The 23,400-nt window shown below is 57.7% G+C and carries 23 protein-coding genes; 14 read left to right on the top strand and 9 right to left on the bottom strand.

Translation table 11 applies throughout. The features are described from left to right. Positions 1–32: 32 nt before the first annotated feature. Positions 33–2,381: an ATP-binding protein gene (locus RYC18_RS04860; protein WP_046835210.1), complete on the top strand. Its 2,349-nt coding sequence runs from the start codon at positions 33–35 to the stop codon at positions 2,379–2,381. Between the two features lie 6 nt (positions 2,382–2,387). On the opposite strand, the gene RYC18_RS04855 is transcribed toward RYC18_RS04860, so the two are convergent. Further along, positions 2,388–2,873 carry a glutathione peroxidase gene (locus RYC18_RS04855; protein WP_004665941.1) on the bottom strand — a complete coding sequence of 162 codons (486 nt, stop codon included), beginning with the start codon at positions 2,871–2,873 and terminating at the stop codon, positions 2,388–2,390. A gap of 150 nt (positions 2,874–3,023) precedes the next feature. After that, entirely contained in the window at positions 3,024–3,419 is a 396-nt protein-coding gene (gene msrB / locus RYC18_RS04850; protein WP_002554534.1) for a peptide-methionine (R)-S-oxide reductase MsrB, read from the bottom strand. Positions 3,420–3,609: 190 nt separating this feature from the next. Here msrB and RYC18_RS04845 point away from each other — a divergent pair, with 190 nt between their 5' ends. The 3 genes from RYC18_RS04845 (at position 3,610) to RYC18_RS04835 (ending at position 7,068) form a co-directional block, all read left to right on the top strand. After that, positions 3,610–4,821: a pyridoxal phosphate-dependent aminotransferase gene (locus RYC18_RS04845; RefSeq protein ID WP_004657364.1), complete on the top strand. Its 1,212-nt coding sequence runs from the start codon at positions 3,610–3,612 to the stop codon at positions 4,819–4,821. 267 nt (positions 4,822–5,088) lie between these two features. After that, positions 5,089–5,976: a protease HtpX gene (gene htpX / locus RYC18_RS04840; RefSeq protein ID WP_002554536.1), complete on the top strand. Its 888-nt coding sequence runs from the start codon at positions 5,089–5,091 to the stop codon at positions 5,974–5,976. Between the two features lie 324 nt (positions 5,977–6,300). Further along, positions 6,301–7,068 (top strand): class III extradiol ring-cleavage dioxygenase, encoded by a 768-nt coding sequence (locus tag RYC18_RS04835; protein WP_316883820.1) that lies wholly within the window; start codon positions 6,301–6,303, stop codon positions 7,066–7,068. Between the two features lie 90 nt (positions 7,069–7,158). Here the strand turns inward: RYC18_RS04835 and RYC18_RS04830 are convergent, their stop codons facing one another. Both RYC18_RS04830 and RYC18_RS04825 read right to left on the bottom strand, forming a co-directional pair. Beyond that, complete coding sequence (locus tag RYC18_RS04830; protein WP_011169210.1) at positions 7,159–8,871, bottom strand: DEAD/DEAH box helicase; 1,713 nt, start codon at positions 8,869–8,871, stop codon at positions 7,159–7,161. A 421-nt stretch (positions 8,872–9,292) separates the two neighbouring features. Next, entirely contained in the window at positions 9,293–10,054 is a 762-nt protein-coding gene (locus RYC18_RS04825; protein WP_057404782.1) for a spermidine synthase, read from the bottom strand. A gap of 171 nt (positions 10,055–10,225) precedes the next feature. On the opposite strand from RYC18_RS04825, the gene RYC18_RS04820 reads away from it, so the two are divergent. After that, on the top strand, positions 10,226–11,572 hold the full coding sequence (locus RYC18_RS04820; RefSeq protein ID WP_002554540.1) for a class II 3-deoxy-7-phosphoheptulonate synthase: 1,347 nt from the start codon (positions 10,226–10,228) through the stop codon (positions 11,570–11,572). 18 nt (positions 11,573–11,590) lie between these two features. Here the strand turns inward: RYC18_RS04820 and RYC18_RS04815 are convergent, their stop codons facing one another. After that, the gene (locus tag RYC18_RS04815; RefSeq protein WP_005744682.1) at positions 11,591–11,824 is read right to left on the bottom strand and encodes a DUF1127 domain-containing protein; all 234 of its coding nucleotides are present in this window, start codon (positions 11,822–11,824) and stop codon (positions 11,591–11,593) included. A gap of 460 nt (positions 11,825–12,284) precedes the next feature. Between RYC18_RS04815 and RYC18_RS04810 the strand changes: the two genes are divergently transcribed. The 3 genes from RYC18_RS04810 (at position 12,285) to RYC18_RS04800 (ending at position 15,389) form a co-directional block, all read left to right on the top strand. Next, on the top strand, positions 12,285–13,415 hold the full coding sequence (locus RYC18_RS04810) for a hypothetical protein (RefSeq protein ID WP_016981417.1): 1,131 nt from the start codon (positions 12,285–12,287) through the stop codon (positions 13,413–13,415). Then, the gene (locus RYC18_RS04805) at positions 13,412–14,449 is read left to right on the top strand and encodes a glycosyltransferase family 4 protein (protein ID WP_005744686.1); all 1,038 of its coding nucleotides are present in this window, start codon (positions 13,412–13,414) and stop codon (positions 14,447–14,449) included. The genes RYC18_RS04810 and RYC18_RS04805 overlap by 4 nt, the downstream gene beginning before the upstream one ends. An 85-nt stretch (positions 14,450–14,534) precedes the next feature. Further along, positions 14,535–15,389 carry a LysR substrate-binding domain-containing protein gene (locus tag RYC18_RS04800; RefSeq protein WP_029240944.1) on the top strand — a complete coding sequence of 285 codons (855 nt, stop codon included), beginning with the start codon at positions 14,535–14,537 and terminating at the stop codon, positions 15,387–15,389. Here the strand turns inward: RYC18_RS04800 and RYC18_RS04795 are convergent. Beyond that, the gene (locus RYC18_RS04795) at positions 15,379–16,125 is read right to left on the bottom strand and encodes a sulfite exporter TauE/SafE family protein (RefSeq protein WP_039847302.1); all 747 of its coding nucleotides are present in this window, start codon (positions 16,123–16,125) and stop codon (positions 15,379–15,381) included. The two genes, RYC18_RS04800 and RYC18_RS04795, sit on opposite strands and share 11 nt — an antisense overlap. A gap of 189 nt (positions 16,126–16,314) precedes the next feature. Here RYC18_RS04795 and RYC18_RS04790 point away from each other — a divergent pair, with 189 nt between their 5' ends. The 3 genes from RYC18_RS04790 to RYC18_RS04780 all read left to right on the top strand — a co-directional run bounded on the left by RYC18_RS04790 (position 16,315) and on the right by RYC18_RS04780 (position 18,508). Next, complete coding sequence (locus tag RYC18_RS04790) at positions 16,315–16,788, top strand: MarR family winged helix-turn-helix transcriptional regulator (protein WP_002554546.1); 474 nt, start codon at positions 16,315–16,317, stop codon at positions 16,786–16,788. A 240-nt stretch (positions 16,789–17,028) separates the two neighbouring features. Beyond that, positions 17,029–17,448, top strand: coding sequence for an organic hydroperoxide resistance protein (locus RYC18_RS04785; RefSeq protein WP_004657344.1), 420 nt, complete (start codon positions 17,029–17,031; stop codon positions 17,446–17,448). A 40-nt stretch (positions 17,449–17,488) separates the two neighbouring features. Then, entirely contained in the window at positions 17,489–18,508 is a 1,020-nt protein-coding gene (locus tag RYC18_RS04780; RefSeq protein WP_005781734.1) for an alpha/beta hydrolase, read from the top strand. A 91-nt stretch (positions 18,509–18,599) separates the two neighbouring features. Here the strand turns inward: RYC18_RS04780 and RYC18_RS04775 are convergent, their stop codons facing one another. Both RYC18_RS04775 and earP read right to left on the bottom strand, forming a co-directional pair. Continuing rightward, positions 18,600–19,169, bottom strand: coding sequence for an elongation factor P (locus RYC18_RS04775; protein ID WP_005744690.1), 570 nt, complete (start codon positions 19,167–19,169; stop codon positions 18,600–18,602). Positions 19,170–19,268: 99 nt separating this feature from the next. After that, positions 19,269–20,405 (bottom strand): elongation factor P maturation arginine rhamnosyltransferase EarP, encoded by a 1,137-nt coding sequence (gene earP, locus RYC18_RS04770; RefSeq protein ID WP_316883802.1) that lies wholly within the window; start codon positions 20,403–20,405, stop codon positions 19,269–19,271. 150 nt (positions 20,406–20,555) lie between these two features. Between earP and RYC18_RS04765 the strand changes: the two genes are divergently transcribed. The 3 genes from RYC18_RS04765 (at position 20,556) to RYC18_RS04755 (ending at position 21,770) form a co-directional block, all read left to right on the top strand. Beyond that, entirely contained in the window at positions 20,556–20,954 is a 399-nt protein-coding gene (locus RYC18_RS04765) for a hypothetical protein (protein WP_004667822.1), read from the top strand. A 3-nt stretch (positions 20,955–20,957) separates the two neighbouring features. After that, positions 20,958–21,440, top strand: a complete 483-nt coding sequence (locus RYC18_RS04760; protein ID WP_316883797.1) for a transcription elongation factor GreAB — start codon at positions 20,958–20,960, stop codon at positions 21,438–21,440. A 123-nt stretch (positions 21,441–21,563) separates the two neighbouring features. After that, entirely contained in the window at positions 21,564–21,770 is a 207-nt protein-coding gene (locus RYC18_RS04755) for a hypothetical protein (RefSeq protein WP_002554553.1), read from the top strand. A gap of 72 nt (positions 21,771–21,842) precedes the next feature. Here the strand turns inward: RYC18_RS04755 and RYC18_RS04750 are convergent, their stop codons facing one another. Then, positions 21,843–23,120 carry an aromatic amino acid transport family protein gene (locus RYC18_RS04750; protein ID WP_005782569.1) on the bottom strand — a complete coding sequence of 426 codons (1,278 nt, stop codon included), beginning with the start codon at positions 23,118–23,120 and terminating at the stop codon, positions 21,843–21,845. Positions 23,121–23,400 lie beyond the last annotated feature (280 nt).

Raw genomic sequence — 23,400 nt, 5'->3', positions numbered from 1 at the left:
GCTTGGCCAACCAGAAGTGGCAGTAAGTACTCATGGATATATCGCTCAAAAACAGGCTTTCGTTCAAGCAGGCGCGCCTGGCTGTATTGATCGGCTTCGCGCTGGGGACCTTGCTGAGCCTGTTCCAGATTGCAATCGATTATGCCAGCGAAGACGCGTCCATCAATCGTGAAATCAAATCACTGCTGGAAATCATCCAGAACCCGGCATCGCGCATTGCCTACAACATCGACTCGGAGCTGGCTCAGGAGCTGACACTCGGGCTGCTGCGCTCGCCTGCCGTGGTCAGCGCGAGACTGACCGATAACAATGACGCCGTGCTCGCAAGCGTCGAACGCCCCATGGCGACAGGGCGTTATCGGGTGTTCAGCGATTGGCTGTTCGGTGAAAGCCGCCAGTTTCAGGAAAAACTGCACCTTAACCATTTGCCGGATGAAACCATCGGCACACTGTACCTGACCGTGGACACCTTCGCTTTCGGCAGCCACTTTCTGCAGCGCGCCGAGATCACTCTGCTCAACGGCTTCGTGCGTAGCCTGGCGCTGGCCGGCATTCTGACCATTCTGTTCTACGCCACCCTGACCAAGCCGCTGGTAAGGGTGATCCGCGAACTGAGCAGTCGCGACCCGCGCAACCCCGACCAAGGGAAAATAACCTGCCCGCCTCACCATGAGCAGGATGAAATCGGCGTATTGGTCGCGACCTTCAATCGTCAATTCGAAACCATGGGCAGCGAGTTCTCCAGACGACGCGCGGCCGAAGATCGGCTGACCGAACATCTCAACGAGCTGGAAAACATTGTTTCGGCACGCACCAATGAGCTCAAGGCCAGCAACATACGCCTGCGCGAATCCAACGAGGAACTACAGATAGCGCGCAGTACGGCGCTGGACATGGCCCATGCGCGCTCGGCGTTTCTGGCGCACATGAGCCACGAAATCCGCACCCCGCTCAACGGCCTGCTTGGCATGCTGGCGCTGTCACTGGACAGCCCGCTCAGCGCCGAGCAGCGCCAGCAACTGATGATCGCCCACGACTCCGGCAAGGTGCTGGTCGAACTGCTTAACGATATTCTCGACATGTCCAAGTTCGACGCAGGTCATCTGGAGATCGAGCGCATTCCCTTCGACCTTGGGGTGTTGATCGAGGACACCGCCAACCTGCTGTCACAGAATGCGGCCCCCAGCGTGGAGCTGACCTGCCTGATTGCGCCGGACTTTCCGGCCATGGTTACTGGCGACCCTACCCGGGTGCGGCAGATCGTCAGCAACCTGCTGTCCAACGCACTCAAGTTCACCCGTTTTGGGCGCGTGGATGTGCGTCTGACTCACCATAAAGATGTCAGCGGAGAAAACCGGGTACACATCGAAGTCCGTGACACCGGCATCGGGATTGCGCAGGACGCCCAGGCGAAAATATTCCAGCCGTTCACTCAGGCAGAAACCGCCATCACTCGGCAGTATGGCGGCACCGGGCTGGGTCTGGCGCTGACCAACAATCTCTGCGAGGCCATGAATGGCACGCTGAGTATCCAGTCACAGTCCGGTTTCGGCAGTCAGTTCTGCGCCGAGCTGCCGCTGCCGGTGCATGTGTCCGCAGTCACTCAGACCGCGCTCAGGGGCCGGGTCACTGTGGTCAGCTCGGCTGGCAGCGGCCTGGTGGAGCTGCTTGGCAACCTGCTGCCAACCTGGGGGGTCGATCTCAAGCGACGCAGCATTGATGATCGCCCGGAAGACGTGGACCTCGACAGCAGCCCGGACCTGGTCATTACCGACTGCCCCGAATGCCTGTTTGCGATTCGCCCCACTACACCCGTGCCGATCCTGCTGGTCACCGCCTATGGCAATTTCATGCCCGGCGAACAGGTTACAGCCCTTGCCCCGCTGCAACAGCAGGCTCGACCACTGGCGCGCAACGCGCTTTACCACACGCTGCGGCGTGTACTCGGTCAGGAAGAGACAGGCGTCAGGGACACAAAAGCGCCAGAGCAAACAGCTCAGCGCATGGCCAGAGTACTGTTGGTGGAAGACAACCCGGTCAATCAGCTGGTGGCCAAGGGCATACTTGGCAAGCTGGGGTGCGAGGTGATCATCAGCAGTCACGGCGGCGAGGCCTTGGAACAATTGGAGCAAGGCCACTTTGATCTGGTGTTGATGGACTGCAACATGCCCGTCATGGACGGCTATGAAGCCAGCCGCCAGATCCGCAGCAGCGGCCGCTGGCCAAACCTGCCGATCGTGGCACTTACCGCCAACGCCATGCCCGATGAACGTGAGCGCTGCAAGGCGGCAGGCATGAACGACTACCTGGCCAAGCCATTCCGGCGCGCCGAACTGGCGGGCATTCTGGACCAGTGGATTCCCATCGCTGATATCCGCTGAAACGGCTTAGCGCAGCAGCGCTTCGATTTCACCGGTCAGTTCCTCGGGCTTGGTCAACGGGGCGAAACGCTTGACCAGCGCGCCATTCCTGCCAATCAGGAACTTGGTGAAATTCCACTTGATTCGCTCGGTCCCCAGCAACCCCGGTGCCTGCTGCTTGAGCTGAACGAACAAGGGATGGGCCTGAGCGCCGTTCACGTCGATCTTCTTGAACAGCGGGAAGCTGACCCCGTAGTTCAGTTCGCAAAACCCGGAAATCGCGCCCTCGTCACCCGGCTCCTGCTTGCCGAACTGATTGCAAGGGAAGCCCAGCACTACCAGCCCTTTATCCTTGTAGTCCAGCCAGAGTTTTTCCAGGCCTTTATATTGCGGGGTAAAGCCGCATTTACTGGCCGTATTGACCACCAGCACCGCCTTGCCAGCGTAGTCGGCGAGGGTTTTCTGTTCTCCCTTGATCGTAGTGACCGGGATACTCAGCAGGTTTTCGCTCATCAAAAGAGGCCTCAAGACCAGGCGGTGGCGGGATCTGAATGTGAGCACTGACCTTAGCCTGCAACGGCGTGCGGCGCACGCCAATTTTCGGTATTGATACAGGTCGATAAGCCCGGAGCCGCTGCGCGCAGCGGCACAGCAATCGCCCGGCTACTGGCGAGGGACCAGGTCCAGGCACACCGAGTTGATGCAGTAACGCAACCCGGTCGGTGGCGGACCATCGGGAAACACATGACCCAGGTGAGCGTCGCATTTGGCACAGACCACTTCGGTACGAATCATGCCGTGGCTGACATCGCGCACTTCGACCACCGCGCTACCTTCCAGCGGCGCATAAAAGCTGGGCCAGCCGCAGCCCGAATCGAACTTGGTAGTGGAATCGAACAGCGGCTCATTGCAGCAGATGCAGTGGTAGACGCCTTCTGTCTTTGTCTCGTTGTACTTACCGGAAAACGGCCGCTCGGTGCCTTTCAGGCGGCAAACCTGATACTGCGCCGGGTCGAGCATCTCTTTCCACTCTTCAAGCGTTTTCTGCAACTTGTCCACAGGTACACCTCCGAATTCGAAAAACCCCGATCTGTACCTTTTCCACAGATCAGGTGGCACGTATGATTGCGCCAGGTCAGACGTCAGTCTGGCACCCGCGTTTGTCGCATACAAACCCATTTTCATGGCGAACGTGCTGCGACCTTCATTGCAAGCCGGCAACAGCTCGTCCATTTTCGGGATCATCACCATGCAGTTCAACAAATCGAACAAGCTCGCAAACGTCTGCTACGACATTCGCGGGCCGGTGCTCAAGCACGCCAAACGCCTGGAAGAGGAAGGCCATCGCATCCTCAAGCTGAACATCGGCAACCCGGCACCGTTTGGTTTCGAGGCGCCGGACGAAATCCTGCAGGACGTGATCCGCAACCTGCCGACTGCCCAGGGCTACAGCGACTCCAAGGGCCTATTCAGCGCCCGCAAGGCTGTGATGCAGTATTACCAGCAGAAGCAGGTCGAAGGCGTCGGCATCGAAGACATCTATCTGGGCAACGGTGTGTCCGAGCTGATCGTGATGTCGATGCAAGCATTGCTCAACAACGGCGACGAAGTGCTGGTTCCGGCACCCGATTACCCATTGTGGACTGCGGCAGTGGCGCTGTCCGGCGGCAGCCCGGTGCATTATCTGTGCGACGAGCAGGCCAACTGGTGGCCAGACCTTGAAGACATCAAGGCCAAAATCACGCCGAACACCAAGGCCATGGTGATCATCAACCCCAATAACCCGACCGGCGCAGTGTATTCCCGCGAGGTATTGCTGGGCATGCTGGAGCTGGCTCGCCAGCATAATCTGGTGGTGTTCTCCGACGAAATCTACGACAAGATCCTCTACGACGACGCCGTGCACATCTGCACTGCCTCGCTGGCACCGGACCTGCTGTGCCTGACCTTCAACGGTCTGTCCAAGTCGTATCGGGTCGCAGGCTTCCGCTCCGGCTGGATTGCCATTTCCGGACCGAAACACAACGCACAGAGCTACATCGAAGGCATCGACATCCTGGCCAACATGCGCCTGTGTGCCAACGTGCCGAGCCAGCACGCCATCCAGACTGCGCTGGGCGGCTATCAGAGCATCAACGACCTGATCCTGCCGCCAGGCCGTCTGTTGGAGCAACGCAACCGCACCTGGGAGCTGCTCAACGATATTCCCGGCGTCAGCTGCGTCAAGCCGATGGGCGCGCTGTATGCATTCCCGCGCATCGACCCGAAGGTGTGCCCGATCTTCAACGACGAAAAATTCGTCCTCGACCTGCTGCTTTCTGAAAAACTGCTGGTGGTTCAGGGCACCGCGTTCAACTGGCCGTACCCTGATCACTTCCGCGTCGTGACACTGCCACGTGTCGACGAACTGGAGCAGGCCATTGGCCGCATCGGTAACTTCCTGAAAGGTTATCGTCAGTAAACAGACATCGTCCCCTCTCGCGCCGCATCCCTGCCCCGACCTGTTCGGGGCAGTTTATTTGTGACCTGCCAAAACAGCATCACCGCCCTGCCCTCACCCCCTCAGGCATCGACCACTCTGGCTCAGGCGCCGTTCAGCTTTGCGGGATTACCATCGATTGCGTGAAGAGGACACAGTTTGAAATAGTCCCTCTGTTGAATAGCAGCGGGCATCACCTTATATACCCGGCATCGAGTTACATATTTACCTGAGGAGAACGTTTCGACCATGATGCGCATTTTGCTGTTTTTGGCCACTAACCTTGCGGTCGTGCTGATTGCCAGCATCACCCTGAGCCTTTTTGGCTTCAATGGGTTCATGGCGGCCAACGGGGTTGATCTGAACCTCAATCAGCTGCTGGTTTTCTGCGCTGTGTTCGGTTTCGCGGGCTCGTTGTTCTCGCTGTTCATCTCCAAGTGGATGGCGAAAATGAGTACCGGTACTCAGATCATCAGTCAGCCTCGTACCCGCCATGAGCAATGGTTGCTGCAGACCGTTGAACAACTGTCCCGCGATGCGGGTATCAAGATGCCGGAAGTCGGTATTTTCCCGGCGTATGAAGCCAACGCTTTCGCCACGGGCTGGAACAAGAACGACGCACTGGTTGCGGTAAGCCAGGGCCTGCTCGAGCGGTTCTCGCCGGATGAGGTAAAAGCTGTACTGGCGCACGAAATCGGCCACGTTGCCAACGGCGACATGGTCACACTGGCGCTGGTGCAGGGTGTGGTGAACACGTTCGTGATGTTCTTTGCCCGCATCATCGGTAACTTCGTCGACAAGGTGATCTTCAAGAGCGAGAACGGTCAGGGTATTGCCTACTACATCACGACGATTTTCGCCGAGCTGGTATTGGGCTTTCTGGCCAGCGCCATCGTCATGTGGTTCTCGCGCAAACGCGAATTCCGCGCTGACGACGCAGGGGCTCGACTGGCCGGTACGGACGCGATGATCGGTGCGTTGCAACGCCTGCGTTCCGAACAGGGCGTACCGGTGAACATGCCTGACAGCCTGACGGCGTTCGGCATCAACGCCGGTCTGAAGAAAGGCCTGGCAGGGCTGTTCATGAGCCACCCGCCGCTGGAGCAACGTATCGAGGCGCTGCGCCGCCGCGGTTGATTCAGGGTTTCGAGATGACTATCGTGCCGGCGCTCTGCGTCGGCACGCCGTTATGGACGCTCTGCGTCCGGTCCTGAGTGCATGGCACGGCAGGAAAGGCGGCACGGTCGTAAAAGGCTGCGCAATGACCAATATCGTGCTGTCCCAGGTCCCGATTGACCTGCGCCTGATGAAAGCCAATCTACCCTGCCTTCCAACGCTGCAGCCAAAACTCCGCCTGCATGAAACCTCCTGAAAATTAGATCAAAAAGCGCCAGAACTTATATTAGATTTAGATCATGAGAATGACCGACTATGGGGCATTCTCATATTCTGGAGCTGTAAATGTTCCCAAGCCTGTTTATTTCCCATGGCTCTCCCATGCTCGCGCTGGAGCCCGGCGAGAGTGGCCCCGCCCTGACGCGATTGGCCGCCAGCCTGCCCAGGCCTCGCGCCATCGTAGTGGTGTCTGCACACTGGGAAAGCCACGAACTGATCGTTAACGCCAACCCTGAGCCCGAGACCTGGCATGATTTCGGCGGCTTTGCGGCTGAACTGTTTGCGGTGCAGTACCCGGCGCCAGGTCTGCCTGAGCTGAGCCGCACGATAGTCGAGTTGCTGGCCGCCAGCGGTCTGCCCGCACGCATCGACAGCAGACGACCGTTCGACCATGGTGTCTGGGTGCCTTTGTCGTTGATGTACCCGAACGCCGATATTCCGGTGGTGCAGGTCTCCCTGCCCAGCCGCCAGGGCCCCGAGCTACAGACACGAGTGGGCCGCGCGCTGGCCAGACTGCGCGCACAGGGTGTATTGATTATCGGCTCCGGTAGCATCACGCATAACCTGCGCGATCTGGACTGGAACGCCGGCCCCGGAAGCACAGAGCCATGGGCTGCGACGTTTCGTGACTGGATGATCGACAAGCTGCAAAACGACGATGAAGCCGCACTGCACCACTACCGCAGTCTCGCCCCCCACGCGATGCGAGCGCACCCGAGTGACGAGCATTTGCTGCCGCTGTATTTCGCACGCGGTGCAGGCGGTGTCTTCGGCATTGCCTATCAGGGCTTCACCATGGGCGCGCTAGGGATGGATATCTACCGCTTCGATTGATCCCGAAAAGATCCGACCGCCCGAATTCGAGACAAAAAAATCCCCGAACCAGTCGGGGATTTTTTATTGACCTATCAGCTCAAAAGCCGATCAGTCTTCGCGATAGCGACGCAGCTTGAGCTGCTTGCCAGCAACACGGGTGTCCTTGAGCTTGGTCAGCAGACGCTCAAGACCATCTTCCGGCAGCTCGACCAGGCTGAAGCTGTCACGCACCTGGATGCGGCCGATAGCTTCGCGGGCCAGGCCGCCTTCGTTGAGGATGGCACCCAGCAGGTTCTTGGCAGCGATACCATCACGCGCACCCAGCGCGGTACGGCAACGAGCACGGCCTTCGGCCAGCGGGACCGGCGCACGACGCTCACGCTCAGGACGATCACCGCGATCGCTGCTGCCGCTACGCTCTGGACGATCACCGCGTGGAGCGTTGTTCGGAACCAGCGGGCGCTCGCGCTCGATAGCTGCCAGGGTCAGAGCCTGACCGTTGGTAGCCTTGCGCAGCAGTGCAGCAGCAAGGGCACGCGGGCTGCAACCGATGTCGGCAGTCAGACGATCCAGCAGATCGCCATGAGTCGATTCGGCATCGGCAACCAGTGGCGACAGGCTGTTGGTCAGTTTCTTGATGCGGGCATCCAGAACGGCCTGGGCATCCGGCAGGCGGACTTCAGCAACCTTCTGACCGGTTACACGCTCGATCACCTGCAGCATACGGCGCTCGCGAGGAGTTACCAGCAGCAGTGCACGACCTTCGCGACCGGCACGACCGGTACGGCCGATACGGTGAACGTAGGACTCTGGATCGTAAGGCATGTCCACGTTGAATACGTGGGTGATACGCGGAACGTCAAGACCACGGGCAGCAACGTCGGTCGCTACAACGATGTCCAGACGGCCATCCTTGAGGGAATCGATTACGCGCTCGCGCTGGTTCTGAGCGATGTCACCGTTCAGTGCAGCAGCCTTGTAGCCTTTGGCTTCAAGGGCGCTTGCCAGGTCCAGGGTCGCCTGCTTGGTGCGGACGAACATGATCAGGGCGTCGAAGTCTTCGACTTCCAGCAGGCTCAGTACAGCGGAGGTCTTCTGGTCAGCGTGAACCAGCAGGTGAGCCTGCTCGATCGCGGTAACGGTCTGGGTCTTGGTCTGGATCTTGACGTGCTTCGGATCGCGCAGATGGCGCTCGGCGATGGCACGGATCGACTGTGGCAGCGTTGCCGAGAACAGTACGGTCTGGCGGGTTTCAGGCATGGCCTTGAAGATGACTTCGAGGTCGTCCATGAAGCCCAGCTTGAGCATTTCGTCCGCTTCATCGAGAACCAGATGGTTCACGGTTGCCAGGACTTTCTCGTCACGACGCAGGTGGTCGCAGAGACGGCCCGGGGTGGCGACAACGATTTGTGCGCCGTTGCGGATGGCCTTGAGCTGCGGGCCCATTGGCGCGCCGCCGTAGACCGCTACAACGGTCACGCCCGGCATTTGTTTGGCGTAGGTCTCGAACGCGGTGGCAACCTGAAGTGCCAGTTCGCGGGTCGGGGCCAGGATCAGTGCTTGCGGCTCGCGCTTGCTCGGGTCGATGCGATGCAGGATAGGCAGTGCGAACGCGGCAGTTTTACCCGTACCGGTTTGCGCCTGACCAATCATGTCGTGACCGGCGAGAATAATCGGGATCGATTGCTGCTGAATGGCCGAAGGCTCTTCGTAGCCAGTGGCGACGACTGCTGCAACGATATTTGGATGAAGTTCGAGAGCGGCGAAGCCGCCGATTTCCTGGGTCATGGGTCTGCCTCTAGTGCATCCGCAAAGACCCATGCTTCAAAGCTGCGCGTGCCGTGTACGACCTTGAGGTCACCCTGGCTGCTTTGTCGGCGGGGATTTGCGAAAACGTTTGATGAATGGATCGTCCAGGCTAGTCCGTTGTGCGAACAAGCAACCGAAGCTGGCTTCGGGGTACTGCAATACCTTGACGAGGGCCCTGTTAAGGCCGGCGCGCACTATACCGGAAATATGCACCTTAGTGAGTCTTTTTTTGCGAAACATTGCGCCATCCTTGAGCAACCCAAGGCCCTTGGTCCGGGCAGAGGGCTGGCCGACAAGGGCGCGGGCCCGAGATTGCGGGCGTTGCCGCTTAAACGTTTAATCTGCTCTTGCGGATGGCCGGTATCCCGACCTGCGGGGTGTGGCGAATTGTCTCACCCCTGATTTCAGACCAGCCAGCACATGCCTCCCCCGCTCAAGTCGCGGAACGGACCGCCCTGATCAACGACTCCAGCGAGTACCCCAGATGCGGCGCAAGTGCCTCGGCATGCGAACTCAATGCCTCGATATCCAGCGTCTGATCGAGGTCGGCAGGCACGATCAGAATGACGTTGCCCTCCTTTACCGGCAGCTCCCAGTAATGACGGTGGTACAAACCCCGCAGCAAGGCCGCGCCCAGCGGTTTACCGTCGTCGGTGGCCCACTGGTTGATGATCAGCCAGCCACCGGGATTGAGGCGTTGCTGGCAGCCCTGCAAAAAATTCCAGGCCAAATGCCCGACGCCCGGCCCGACATCGGTGTACAGGTCGACAAAGATCAGGTCGGCAGGCTCTGCGCTGTCCAGCAACTCCAGCGCATCGCCGATGCGGATATACAGACGCGGGTCGTCATCGAGCCCCATGAACTCCATGGCCAGGCGCGGCACATCAGGGCGCAGCTCGATGACTTCCACGTCTTCAAGCGGCAGGAACTTCATGCAGGCCTGGGTCAGGGTACCCGCACCCAGCCCTAGAAACAGCGCGCTGTCCGGCGCATCGTGACACAGTGCGCCGATCAGCATCGCGCGGGTGTAGTCGTATTCCAGCCAGCTCGGGTCAGCCGTAAACGTGCAGCTCTGCTCGATGGCCTCGCCAAACTCCAGAAAGCGATAATCCTCTACTTCCAGCACGCGGATCATGCCGAAGTCGTCGTGGACCTCGGCCAGAATTCGTTCTACGCGCTCACGCTCTTCCGTCATTACCGTTCCTGGTCATCGCTGCGCCGAGCGCAAAACGCGAATTGTCGGGCAAGCGCGCGGCTTTGTCACACATTGCCGGGCGTGATGCCGTCCCGGTGGTCTGCCCTACGCTGGCAGAGCAACAGCGAACTGCTAACATGCGGACCCGATTGCACAACCCTAGAGCCAATAATGAGCCAACCCTGGAGCCCCGACAGCTGGCGGGCACTGCCGATTCAGCAGCAACCTCACTACCCTGATGCCGCGCATCTGTTGAAGGTCGAACAGACCCTGGCCAGCTATCCGCCGCTGGTGTTTGCCGGCGAAGCCCGAGAGCTGCGCCGCCAGTTTGCCGAAGTAACCCAGGGTCGCGCGTTCCTGCTGCAGGGCGGCGACTGCGCGGAAAGCTTCATGGAGTTTTCCGCCGCCAAGATTCGCGACACGTTCAAGGTGCTGCTGCAGATGGCCATCGTCATGACCTTCGCAGCCGGTTGCCCGGTGGTGAAAGTCGGACGCATGGCCGGACAATTTGCCAAGCCTCGCTCGGCAAACGACGAAATCATCGACGGCGTAACGCTCCCGGCGTATCGCGGTGACATCGTCAACGGTATCGGTTTCGATGAAAAAAGCCGTGTGCCGGACCCGGAGCGTCTGCTGCAAGCCTATAACCAGTCCACCGCCACCCTGAACCTGCTGCGCGCCTTCGCACAGGGCGGGTTTGCCGACCTGCATCAGGTACACAAGTGGAATCTGGACTTCATTGCCAACTCGGCGCTGGCCGAAAAATACAGCCAGCTGGCGGGACGCATCGATGAAACGCTCGCGTTCATGCGCGCCTGCGGCATGGACAGTTCGCCGCAACTGCGTGAAACCAGCTTTTTCACCGCCCACGAGGCATTGCTGCTCAATTACGAAGAAGCCTTCGTGCGGCGCGACAGCCTGACCAATGATTACTACGATTGCTCGGCACACATGCTGTGGATCGGCGACCGTACCCGGCAACTGGATGGCGCGCATGTCGAATTCCTGCGTGGGGTGAACAACCCGATCGGCGTCAAGGTCGGCCCGAGCATGAACACTGACGACCTGATTCGCCTGATCGACATCCTTAACCCGGACAACGATCCGGGCCGTCTCAATCTGATCGCGCGGATGGGTGCCAACAAGGTCGGCGATCACCTGCCACAGCTGATTCGTGCGGTTGAGCGCGAAGGCCGCAAAGTGCTGTGGAGCTCCGATCCGATGCATGGCAACACCATCAAGGCCAGCAGCGGCTACAAAACCCGCGACTTTGCGCAGATCCTCGGCGAAGTGAAGCAGTTCTTTCAGGTGCATCAGGCTGAAGGCACTTATGCCGGAGGCATCCATATCGAAATGACCGGGCAAAACGTCACCGAATGCATCGGCGGCGCCCGCCCCATCACCGAAGATGGCCTTTCGGATCGCTACCACACCCACTGCGACCCGCGCATGAACGCCGATCAGTCACTGGAGCTGGCGTTCCTGATTGCCGAAACCCTGAAGCAGGTCAGGCGCTAAGCAGAGCAAACCGCCCGCTCAGCGCTTGAGCGGGTCATCCCAAAACGGACGCTCGGCTTCCTGCTGAATGTCGGCCCTGCTCAGCCCCAGGTCCTTAAGCGTGTCATCACTCATCTGCGCCAGATAGCGGCGCTGACGATGCAGCTCCAGCCAGCGCTGCAAGTGATGCTTCAACCACACCAATGCCTTGCCAGGCTGAGCATGCCCGGCAGCCCTTGCGATCAATACACACTCTTTTTGACCATTCATCATCTTGCCCTCCGTGTGAGATGACTAAAGTCTCGCGCCTGACCCAAGATCAATCCAACGAATGTTTCTTATGCAATACATCTTTGAAATTGATGTATTGATCGACCCAAATGTGCTGCCGCTCACACCGGCAGTCGATAATTATTTAAGTGCCCACTTGCCCCGACAGACAGATAACCAATATATAAAAACCCAAGCCAGACATGCAGCAACCTTACAGCAAGCCAAACGCTTTCGTTATTACAGAATAGACTAGCGTTTCAATTGACAGGCCCCGTGAACGCTCTAGAATTCTGAAAACAGCTTCTTGGGTAACTACTATAAAAACCATTATACCAATGCCCATTATAAAAACGGCTGACACCCGTCCATTGAAGATAATAGCTAACCACTGAGGGTGCTAAGAGACGCCCCCTAAACGAGAAGACGTGCATCGGTAATATGTGGCGTTCTGGAGAAACACATGGGCATGGAAGCCAATCGCATTTTATTCAACGCCGAACCGTTTGGATTCGGTCCCTCTGCGGCAATTGCCGCCATTGCACCTTACTTTATAGGCAGCGGCTGCCATGCCTACGCGGGTGAAGGGCACTCACTGGATCTGCAAAAGCACCTTCCCTATCGAAAAATCCATGACATGACCGGAAGCAGCCCGAGAGACTGGGATAAATTAATCTCTGATGTCGATATCGTTGTAACAGCCATGGATCTCGACATAGCAATTCGATCACTGTCCTTAGGTAAACGCGTTGTTTTTTATGATGCCTTGACCTGGTGCTGGCAAGCAGAAACACGCTGGCCCCGCATCGAAGAACTTATTCACCGCCCTCGCTTGCTTTATATTGCCCAGAACTTTATAGGCGTAGTTGAACGCCTGGCGGGCATAAAATCAAAAAATCACTTTGTCGTCCCGCCCATTACATCCCGAGCCAGGTACGCACCTCGAAATAGCCAGTCCAACGTTGTCCTGCTTAATCTGGGCGGACTTAAGAACCCTTATACCGATGAGGCGATGCTTATCGACTTTGCCCGCGCGATTACGCTCGCCTTGCGTGCAGCACTCGATCAGGGGGTGAAGCTTCACATCGCCACCAGCCAAACAATCGCAGAAGCACTGGCATCAGACGATGCCAGCACTTACCCCCTTACGGAGGTCGCCCGGATGATGCATGACTGCCAATTTGCAGTTTGTACACCTGGCTTGGGCAACATCTACGAATCGGCTGTTATGCAAACACCGGTCATATGGCTGCCGCCGGTCAACAATACGCAAGGCCTTCAGCTGGCTCATCTGCGCAACGCCGGTATGGTTGACGCGGAGCTAGGCTGGGAAACGCTGGGCGTCAACATTGATTACACAACATCCACACAAACCTGTCTGGCTAGCATCGACGAGGCAATTTCAACACTGGGAGACATTGAGCGAAGTGCCGTTCTCAATGAAAAAATGGCAGTTGCAGTTGCCCGCATGCGCCAGTGCACAGGCGGCAAGACTTCTCGGCTGATCGAACGCTTCGGCAGCGGAGGTGACGCAGTGGCCGCTCAAAAAATCAGGGAATGGATAAACGTACCCGAAAACGGAGATCGCTTATGAAAATTGCCCAGGTTGCCCCTTTGTTCGAGGCGGTCCCGCCTCAACGCTACGGAGGTACGGAGCGAGTGGTGTCCTACCTCACTGAGGCACTTGTTGAACTAGGCCACCAAGTGACGTTGTTCGCCAGCGGCGACTCATTGACGTCTGCAGAGCTTGATGCAGTCTGGCCCGCCGCTCTGAGGCTCGATTACGGAAGCTTCGACGTCATCAGCCCGCACCTGGTCATGATGGAACGCGTGAGGCGTCGTGCGCAGGAGTTCGACATTATTCACTTCCACCTGGACTTCTACCCCTTCTCCCTGTTCAGCCGCCAGCCCACACCGTTTGTTACCACCTTGCATGGTCGAGTCGATCTGCCCGCACTCAAACCGGTGTTCAACACCTTTGCAGACATGCCGCTTATTTCGATTTCCAACGCTCAACGCAATGATCTGCCAGCCGCCAACTGGGTGGGCACGGTGTATCACGGCTTGCCGCTACAACTCCATACACCCCGGCAAGTGGAAAGGACATACCTTGCTTTTCTGGGACGAATCACGCCTGTGAAGCAAGTCGATGCGGCCATTCGCATCGCCCAACAATGCGATATCCCCATCAAGATTGCTGCCAAGATAGACGCCGTTGACAGCGCTTACTTTGAACGAGACATACGTCCGCTATTGGATTCTCCGCTGGTCGAATACATAGGTGAGATCAATGAGCAGGAAAAAACCACTTTCCTGTCAGGTGCCTTGGCACTTTTGTTTCCTATTGATTGGCCAGAGCCTTTCGGTCTGGTCATGATCGAGGCAATGGCGTGCGGTACTCCAGTGATCGCATTTCCCTCCGGCTCAGTCCCGGAAGTCATAGAAGACGGAGTCACAGGCTTCGTTGTCCGCAACGAAGCAGAAGCGGTAGCCGCCGTCCATAAGGTGGGCCAGCTATCTGCCATGCGAATACGCGAGCAGTTTCAAAAGCGTTTTTCAGCGCGTCAAATGGCCGAAAACTATGTCCATGCCTATCAGTCACTCATTGACCGGTCCTCATCCTGTTAAAAGTCGTCATCGCAAAAAATAGAGCTGACGCATAAGATCAGCTTGAAGAATGTTTCTTATGCAGTCCATCTGGGAGATTGATGGTTTGGCCAGCTATCCAGGCATCGATACAGAGCTGCTTCGTACCTTTGTGGCAATTGCCGACCACGGCGGTTTCACCCGCGCAGGTGAAGCCGTGAACCGCACTCAATCGGCGGTCAGCATGCAAATGAAGCGTCTGGAGGAGGATGTCGTACAGCGTCAACTGTTCCAGCGTGAAGGCCGGACCCTGAACCTGACGGCAGAGGGGCAAGTGTTACTTGGCTATGCGCGGCGCATCCTCAAGCTGCACAGTGAGGTGTTCAATACGCTGCGCGAGCCACACATGATCGGGGTGGTAAAAATCGGCTCGCCCGATGACTACGTGATGCGCTTTCTGCCCGGCATTCTTTCGCAGTTCGCGCAGGCCTACCCGCTGGTTCAGGTAGAGGTGCATTGCGAACCGTCCGACCTGCTGCTACAACGCAATGACCTGGACCTGACCATCGTTACGCGCAAGCCCGGCACCGAGATCGGTACGCTGTTGCGTCATGAGCGTCTGGTCTGGATGGAAGCCAGCGGTTTTGCTCCGCATGAGCAAAACCCCATTCCGCTGGCGATGTTCAATACGCACTGCTTCTGTCGCGACTGGGCATGCAACGCACTGGACAGCGTGGAGCGTGATTACCGCATCGCCTACAGCAGCTCCAGCATGGCAGCAATCACAGCAGTGGTCAGCGCGGGCCTGGCAGTCACTGCACAGTTTCAAAGCCTGATCACTGCAGATTTGCGCATCATCGGCGCGGCCGAACAATTGCCCGAGCTGCCAACGGCCAGCATCGTACTGCTGCGCAATCCGAAAAACCCCTCGCCCATCACCGAATGCATGGCCGACTACATCATCGACGGCTTCAAACCTTGAGCGCGAGAATGACTGCGCAGAGCACCAGAAACACGCAGAACATCAGGCGCAGCGTTCGCTCCGGCAGCGAATGCGCCAGTTTGACACCCCAACTGATGCTCGCCAGACCACCAATGGCCAATGGAATGCCCATCGACCAGTTGACGTGATCGTGCAGCGCGTAGGTAACCAGCGTGATCCCGGTGCTCGGGGCTGCGAGGGACAGCGCCAACCCTTGCGCCACAACCTGTGTCGTGCCAAACACGCTGGTAAGAATTGGCGTGGCCACCACTCCCCCGCCAACGCCAAACAGACCTCCGGTCATACCGGACCCGACGCCCAGCAGCCATAGCCATTTTTCGTGGCGCAACCCGCTACCGGCCTGATGGCCGCGCCAATACATCTGCGCCACGTTGAACACGGTCAGAACCACTAGAAAGCCGACAAAGCCCAGGCGCATGCTTTGCGGATCCACGCGCACCGCCAGCAGCGACGTCAGCCAGGCAAAAATAAAACTGGGAACAATCAACGTCAACGCATTACGCAGCAAAATCCGGTTGCGCTGGTTATAGCGCCACAAGGCGAGTAACACGTTAGGCAGCACCATCAACAACGCTGTCCCTTGCGCCAGCTGCTGATCCAGACCGAACAGCACACCCAGCGCGGGAATTGCCACAAGACCACCACCGATTCCGAACAGCCCCCCCAGGGTGCCCATCGCTGCACCCAGTAACACAAACATCACAATTTCAATCACACTACGTCCCCGCCCAGTCAATGGCCAAATGCTACGCAGTCCTGCGCGCAACCAACACCCGGTGTTACCTGTTTTTTTTGCGCGCGGCGCGAACTGTCAGCGCTTTGAGCCTGCACACTCGAAATTATCTGGCACATTAAAGAATGCAACACTAAGTTAAACTCATTCGACTGAGTTTGAGGACCTGATATGAGTGCCGAAGAAAACCCTGCCCACGCTGCACCTGCCGATTGCGATTCGCTGCTGCTGGATAACCAATTGTGCTTCGCCCTGTATTCCACCTCATTGATGATGACCAAGGTTTACAAACCGCTGCTGCAGGCGCTTGGGCTGACCTATCCGCAGTATCTGGCAATGATGGTGCTGTGGGAAAAAGACGGCCTTACCGTAGGTGATGTCAGCACGCGCCTGCTCACCGATCCGGGTTCTCTGACACCTTTGCTCAAGCGTCTTGAGGGCGAGGGCTTTATCAGCCGCACCCGCAGCAAGGAGGACGAACGCGTGGTATTGCTGCACCTGACTGAACAAGGTCGTGCACTGCAACACCAGGCACTGAGCATACCCGGCTGTATTCTGTCGGCGAGCGGCCTGAACATGGAAAGGCTTCGTGACCTGCAGACACAGTTGCTGGACTTGCGTGACCATCTGCACCAGAGCCTTTAAGACAAAGGGTCACGCCCACCCGGACTGACCTGTTGCTCGTCTCGCCAAAGCCCCGCACATCAAGGGGCTGGCAAGATTTACAGCTGCCCGCCCTGGTAGCTTTCCTCCTCCGGAAAAAACCTCTTTCGACTTTTCGCAAAATTTAGCTTGCGCGCTAACTATCCTTGGACTACCTTTGCCCTGCACTTAGTTAGCGCGCAAGTATTTTGCGCAATGAAACCTACCGAACGAGGAAAAATCATGGACACTCTTTACACCGCAGTTGCAACCGCCACAGGCGGCCGTGATGGTCGTGCCGTATCCAACGACAAGATTCTCGACGTCAAACTCGCCACTCCGAAAGAGCTTGGCGGTGCTGGCGGCGCAGCCACCAACCCGGAGCAACTGTTCGCTGCCGGTTATTCGGCCTGCTTCATCGGTGCCCTGAAATTTGTCGCCGGTCAGAGCAAACGCAGCATCCCGGCAGACGCCTCGATCACCGCCCACGTAGGGATTGGCCAGATTCCTGGTGGTTTCGGTCTGGACATCGACCTGCATGTCAGCCTGCCCGGCCTTGAACAAGCCGACGCTCAGCAACTGGTCGATGCCGCTCACGTGGTCTGCCCTTATTCCAACGCCACACGCGGCAACGTCGATGTGCGCCTGCATGTAACCGTCTAACCCACCGGCCATAGATACGAACATGAGCAAGGGAACGAACATGAAGACCTTCAGCAAAGTCATGACGGGTACGCTTCTCGCACTGTCCATCGGCAGCGCGTTTGCCGCAGGCGATCCTGCCATCGAGCACAACACTCAGGCTTTTCTCGATGCCTTGAATTCGGGCACTGGCAAGCCCATTGAGCAGTTGTCGCCGAAAGATGCCAGGGCCGTGCTGGTAGGAGCACAGGCAGGGGTCAAACTGACGCTGCCCAAAGCCGATGTCAGCGAAAAGACCATCAACGTCGATGGCCAGCCGATCAGCCTGAATATCGTGCGCCCTGCTGGCGTAAAAGGGACCTTGCCGGTTTTCATGTTCTTCCACGGCGGCGGCTGGGTACTGGGTGATTTCCAGACCCACGAGCGACTGGTCCGCGACCTGGTCGTCGGCTCGGGCGCGGTAGCGGTGTTCGTCAATTACACGCCTTCACCCGAAGCGCATTATCCGACGGCGATCAACCAGGCTTACGCAGCAACCAGATGGGTAGCTGAGCACGGCAAGGAAATCAACGTCGACGGTAAGCGCCTGGCTGTGGCGGGTAACAGCGTGGGCGGCAACATGGCAGCGGTCGTTGCACTGATGGCCAAAGAAAAAGGCACTCCGGCGCTCAGGTATCAGGTGCTTCTGTGGCCGGTGACTGACGCCAACTTTGATAACGATTCATACAACCAATACGCCGAAGGCCACTTCCTGACCCGTAACATGATGAAGTGGTTCTGGGACAACTACACCACCGATGCCGCGCAACGCAACGAGATCTACGCCTCGCCGCTGCGCGCCACCACCGAGCAACTGAAAGGTCTGCCACCGGCGCTGATTCAGACCGCCAGTGCCGACGTGCTGCGTGATGAAGGCGAAGCCTATGCGCGCAAGCTGGACCAGGCGGGCGTGCCGGTCACGGCGGTACGTTACAACGGCATGATCCATGACTACGGTCTGCTCAACGTGGTCAGCCAGGTCCCGGCTGTTCGCTCAGCCATCCTGCAGGCGTCTCAGGAGTTGAAAGAACACCTGAAATAGCGCCCGAAATAACGGCAGGGGCTCAAACTTCAGCCGTAAAAAAACCCGCAGCAATGCGGGTTTTTTGCGTAACGGGGTTACAAAACCATGCTTACTTCGCACGACCTTTGTAGGAACCGCCTTCACGGGTATCGATCTCGATCATGTCGCCGATTTCGATGAAGTCAGCAACGCTCAGCTCGGTACCGTTTTTCAGTTTGGCAGGCTTCATGACCTTGCCCGACGTGTCGCCACGAGCGGAGCCTTCGGTGTAGTCGACCTGACGCACGATAGTGGTCGGCAGTTCTACGGAAACCAGACGGTCTTCGAAGAATACGGCTTCACAAACGTCGGTCATGCCTTCTTCGACGAAAGGCAGAACGCTTTCGATGTCTTCGGCGTTCAGCTCGTACATGGTGTAGTCAGTGGTGTCCATGAACGTGTAGGTGTCACCGCTGATGAAAGACAGAGTGGCTTCCTTGCGATCGAGGATCACATCGTCCAGCTTGTCGTCGGCGCTGTAAACGATCTCGGTCTTGTAACCGGTCAGCAGGTTTTTCAGCTTGGTCTTCATGATTGCGCTGTTACGACCGGATTTGGTGAATTCAGCTTTCTGAACCAGCCAAGGATCTTTTTCGAGACGGATCACGGTACCGGGTTTCAGCTCTTTACCAGTTTTCATTGCATATATCCGAATTTGGATGGAATTAACCAAAGGCTCTGTACGAGAAACAGCCTGCGCAGGCCTTTTTCGTACAGAGTCTTGTATCAAGGCCGCGTATCATAGCGAATTTCCATAAAACTGCACCAGCGCCGTGGCAAGATCAGTCTGTGCGGCTTGTTGCAGGCACCAGTGCCCGGCGTGCTTTTCAATTTCAGCCCAGTGTTCGGTGAGTGCCAGCCAGCTTTCGCCCAGGTCGCTGCCGATATTCCAGTTCTGCCAGAACTGATTCACAGCATGCGCTGCCTCAGGCGCAAGATCCGCCAGGTAGAGCGCTAAAAACGCATCAAGCTTGGGCAGGTGCGCGTCGTCTTCCTGCTGATAGATGTGCCAGAGCATCGGCCGCCCCGCCCATTGCGCACGGACGAATGAATCTTCGCCACGCACGACGTTGAAATCGCAGCTCCACAGCAGTTGGTCGTAGCGCTCCTGGCGGATGAACGGTAACACCTGAACCGTCAGCCCTCCCCTTACCTGCATGAAACCTGCGTGTAACTCATCGTCGACGCCCAGCCAGCGCCGCAGATCGGCGAGAATGCGTCCCTCCGGCACCAGCAGGTGATTCGGCCGAGTGTCGCTGGCCAGCGCGTCAAGCCAGCTGCCCAGCCCGGGATTTTCATAGGCAAATACCGAGATCAAGCGGGCATCATGCAACGGCTCGACACCCAACCCCTGCAAGAAACCTTGCCTCGCGGCCTTGTCTTGCTGAAATCGATGGCGCTGTTCGATCAGGTTTCTTTCGCGCAGCAGGCCACCCGTGGCGTCGGAAAAACCGGGAAAGAAAAAGAACTTCTTCAAACCGTTCAACTGTGGCGAAGGCAAACCGTGGCAACCCGAGACCCAGTCTTCGGCGCTGAGGTACTCAAGGTTCAACCACAGCGGCCTTGGCGAACGCTGCAGCATCGATTCGGTATAGGGCGTCGGCAGGCGGCAGGCAAAGGCCTCGATGACCACGTCAGGAATATCGCTGTTTACCCATTCAGCGGGCCATTGGCACACCCTCACGCCCTCTTGCCATTGCTGCAGAGCCTGAGGATCAGCGTCGGGACACAAGCGAACGAAAGCCGACAGGTCGTCGATCCATAAACGCACATGCAGACCCTGCTCGGCAACCAGCTGGCGTGCCAGACGCCAGGTCACGCCGGCATCACCGTAGTTGTCGACTACGCTGCAAAAAATGTCCCACGAGACTTTCATCGTGGCTCCCTGAGGCTGGATGGCAAAAACGTTGATTGTCGTTCAGAACGCCCCGTTGCCACCAGCCTGATGCCACTGGACAGCACAGTTTTCATGCCCGGCCATCAGGCATGGCACAATCGCATCTGTTGCCCTGCAAGGAGTTCAGCCATGTCATCCACTACCCGCCGTCGCGACCTGTACGTGTCGTTGAAATTGATTGTCTGCATTGCGCTGGGTATCTGGCTGGGCGCAATGGCGGTGTTTCTGACCGCCCTGCTGTATTACAAAAGCCTGCCCCCGGCGCAAACCCAGGCGTTGGAAAACGCCGCCGCCCAGCTCACCGCCCCGCCTGCGCAAAAAACTGCCGCGCCGTCCGGCCCGGAGACTGAAATGTTCCGCAAATACGAGCAAAGCCTGCGTGAAAGCGAGGCCCGTCAGGCCCGTGAACAGGCTCAGGAACAACAACAGCGCACCTTCAACCGTTCCAAGTGTGATTTCTGGATACAACAGGACCGCACTGCGCCGAGCGAAAAAAGTCGCGCCAGCATCAATCAGTACTGCGGATAAACCATGAACAAGCAGGACGTGCTGCAATTGATCATCGACAAGCTGGAAATCGATCTGGACATCGCGCAACGGGCGGCACAGACCGCCTACGAAACGGCAACCCACGAAGAGAACATTGCCGAGAACAAATACGACACGCTGGGACTGGAAGCATCGTATCTGGCAGCAGGCCAGGCACGACGTGTCGAGGAGATTCGCCAGTCGCTGGCGGCGTATCGGAAATGGTCGCTCAAGCCATTCGATGAATCACGCGGCATTCAGACCGGTGATCTGATCGCTGTCGAAGCCTTGGGCGGTCAGACGCAATACCTGTTTCTCGGCCCTGATGCTGCTGGCCTGAAGGTCAGCGCAGGTGAACAACTGGTCACGGTCATCACTGCCAAGGCACCGCTGGGGCAGAGCTTGCTGGGAAAATTCGAAGACGATGCCGTACAGATTGTCATCAACGGCAGCGGACAATCCTATGAGATCACACAAACGATGTGACACACCCGGCATCTGCAGGGTTGATTGCACCAAGTTTTTGTGGGTAAGGTGAAGCGTCGCAATCACCACCGCAACCGGGGCAACATCAAAGCAAACAAGGACTAAAACCCAAGGAGATTTTTCATGACGAACGTCATCGCTTTCCCTGACGCCCATGAACGTGATCGCCTGAAGTCCAGTCAAGATCCGGCGTTGAGATACCTGAACAAGAAAGAGCGACAGTTGATCGACCAACTGCGTTCCACCAGCCATGCGGGACGCCAGTACGTCTATGACTATGCCAGCATCATGCATTTGTCCAGGCCGTTGTATCCCGAACCTGTGGATTGACCCTGATTGCAGAACCTGGCCAAAGGCTGCGCCGGTATATCGGCGCAGCTTTCTGGGTTATGTCTGCCGGGTTCAGCGTGTCAGCGAAAAGATCAGTGCAGAGATCGCCACCACACCGGCGGCCACCACAAAGTAGTTCGACCATGCACCTGCATATTTGCGCATGGCTGGCACCTTGTAGATAGCGTACATCGGCATCAGGAACAGCAGAGCTGAAATCACCGGCCCGCCCAGGGTCTCGATCATGCCCAGAATGCTCGGGTTCAGCGTTGCGACCAGCCAGCACACCACCAGCATGAAGACTGCTGTCAGACGATCCAGAGCCTTTGGTGCAGGACGACGCCCGGTTTTCAGAACCAGCCCTTTCAGGCCCTCGCTTGCACCGATGTAGTGGCCGAGAAACGACTTGGAAATAGCCACGAACGCAATCAGCGGTGCCACGAAGGCGATGGTCGGGTTGTTGAAGTGGTTGGCCAGGTAGGAGAGGATCGAAATGTTCTGTGCTTTGGCCTCAGCCAATTGGGCTGGCGACAGCGTCAATACGCAGCTGAACACGAAAAACAGCACCATCACCACCATCAAACCGTGGGCACGGGCCAGTATCTGCGAACTGCGCACCTCGGCGTTTTCTCCATACTGACGTTTTTGATCAACGGCAAACGCCGAGATGATCGGCGTGTGGTTGAAAGAAAACACCATTACCGGAATGGCCAGCCACAAAGTAGGCAGGAACGCCGAAGGCTCGGGAAAGGTGGTCGCGGTACTCAGGATGCCACCAGTCCAGTGCGGAATCAGGAATACCGCCAGAAACAGCAGTGCGACGATGAACGGGTAAACCATCAGGCTCATGGCCTTGACGATGATCCGCTCGCCACAACGCACCACGGCCAGCAGGCCCATGATCAGCACGAACGCCAGCGCTGCGCGTGGCGGCGGCGCTATGTGCAACTGATGCTCAAGAAAACTGCCCACGGTATTGGTGAGGGCCACGCTGTAGATCAACAGGATCGGAAAGATCGCAAAAAAATACAGCAAGGTGATCATCGCGCCGGCGCTTTTGCCGAAATGCTGCTCGACCACTTCAGTGATATCGGCCCCTTCACGCCCGGACAATACGAAACGGGTCAGCCCGCGGTGAGCATAGAACGTCATGGGAAACGCCAGCAGCGCCAGCGCCATCAGTGGCCAAAAACCACCGATGCCTGCATTGATGGGCAGGAACAGCGTACCTGCGCCAATGGCAGTACCGAACAGTCCGAGCATCCAGGTGGTGTCATTACGGTTCCAAGAGGCGATGCTCTCGGGAGCTACATCCAGGCGTTCTACGACGCCGTTAGCCTGATCATTCATCCGGTCGACTCTCCGTGGCCGGTTTATCAAAAAGGGCAGCGCGTCGAAAAAGCCGGCAGTTCAGCGCTCCCCTCGAAAACAGCGGGCGAGATTCTCCGGGATTAACGCCAGAAGTCAAAGGCTTGTAGGACAACAATTTCCGGACTGTAGGCAGGTAAACCCGTGCACGCCTTCTGCATAAAGGGCTGGCGAATGATCGACCTCTTGTCGACGACGTCGTGGTTTTACAGGACAGCGCGCTCAGTGAGCACCCGTGCCTGCATTCTGCGCGGGAACAGTT

Source organism: Pseudomonas syringae group sp. 247E2 (genome assembly GCF_032587795.1).
Taxonomy (GTDB): domain Bacteria; phylum Pseudomonadota; class Gammaproteobacteria; order Pseudomonadales; family Pseudomonadaceae; genus Aquipseudomonas; species Aquipseudomonas amygdali.
The sequence above is the reverse complement of the archived record's forward strand: the minus strand, read 5'-3'. Positions and strand labels throughout refer to the sequence as shown.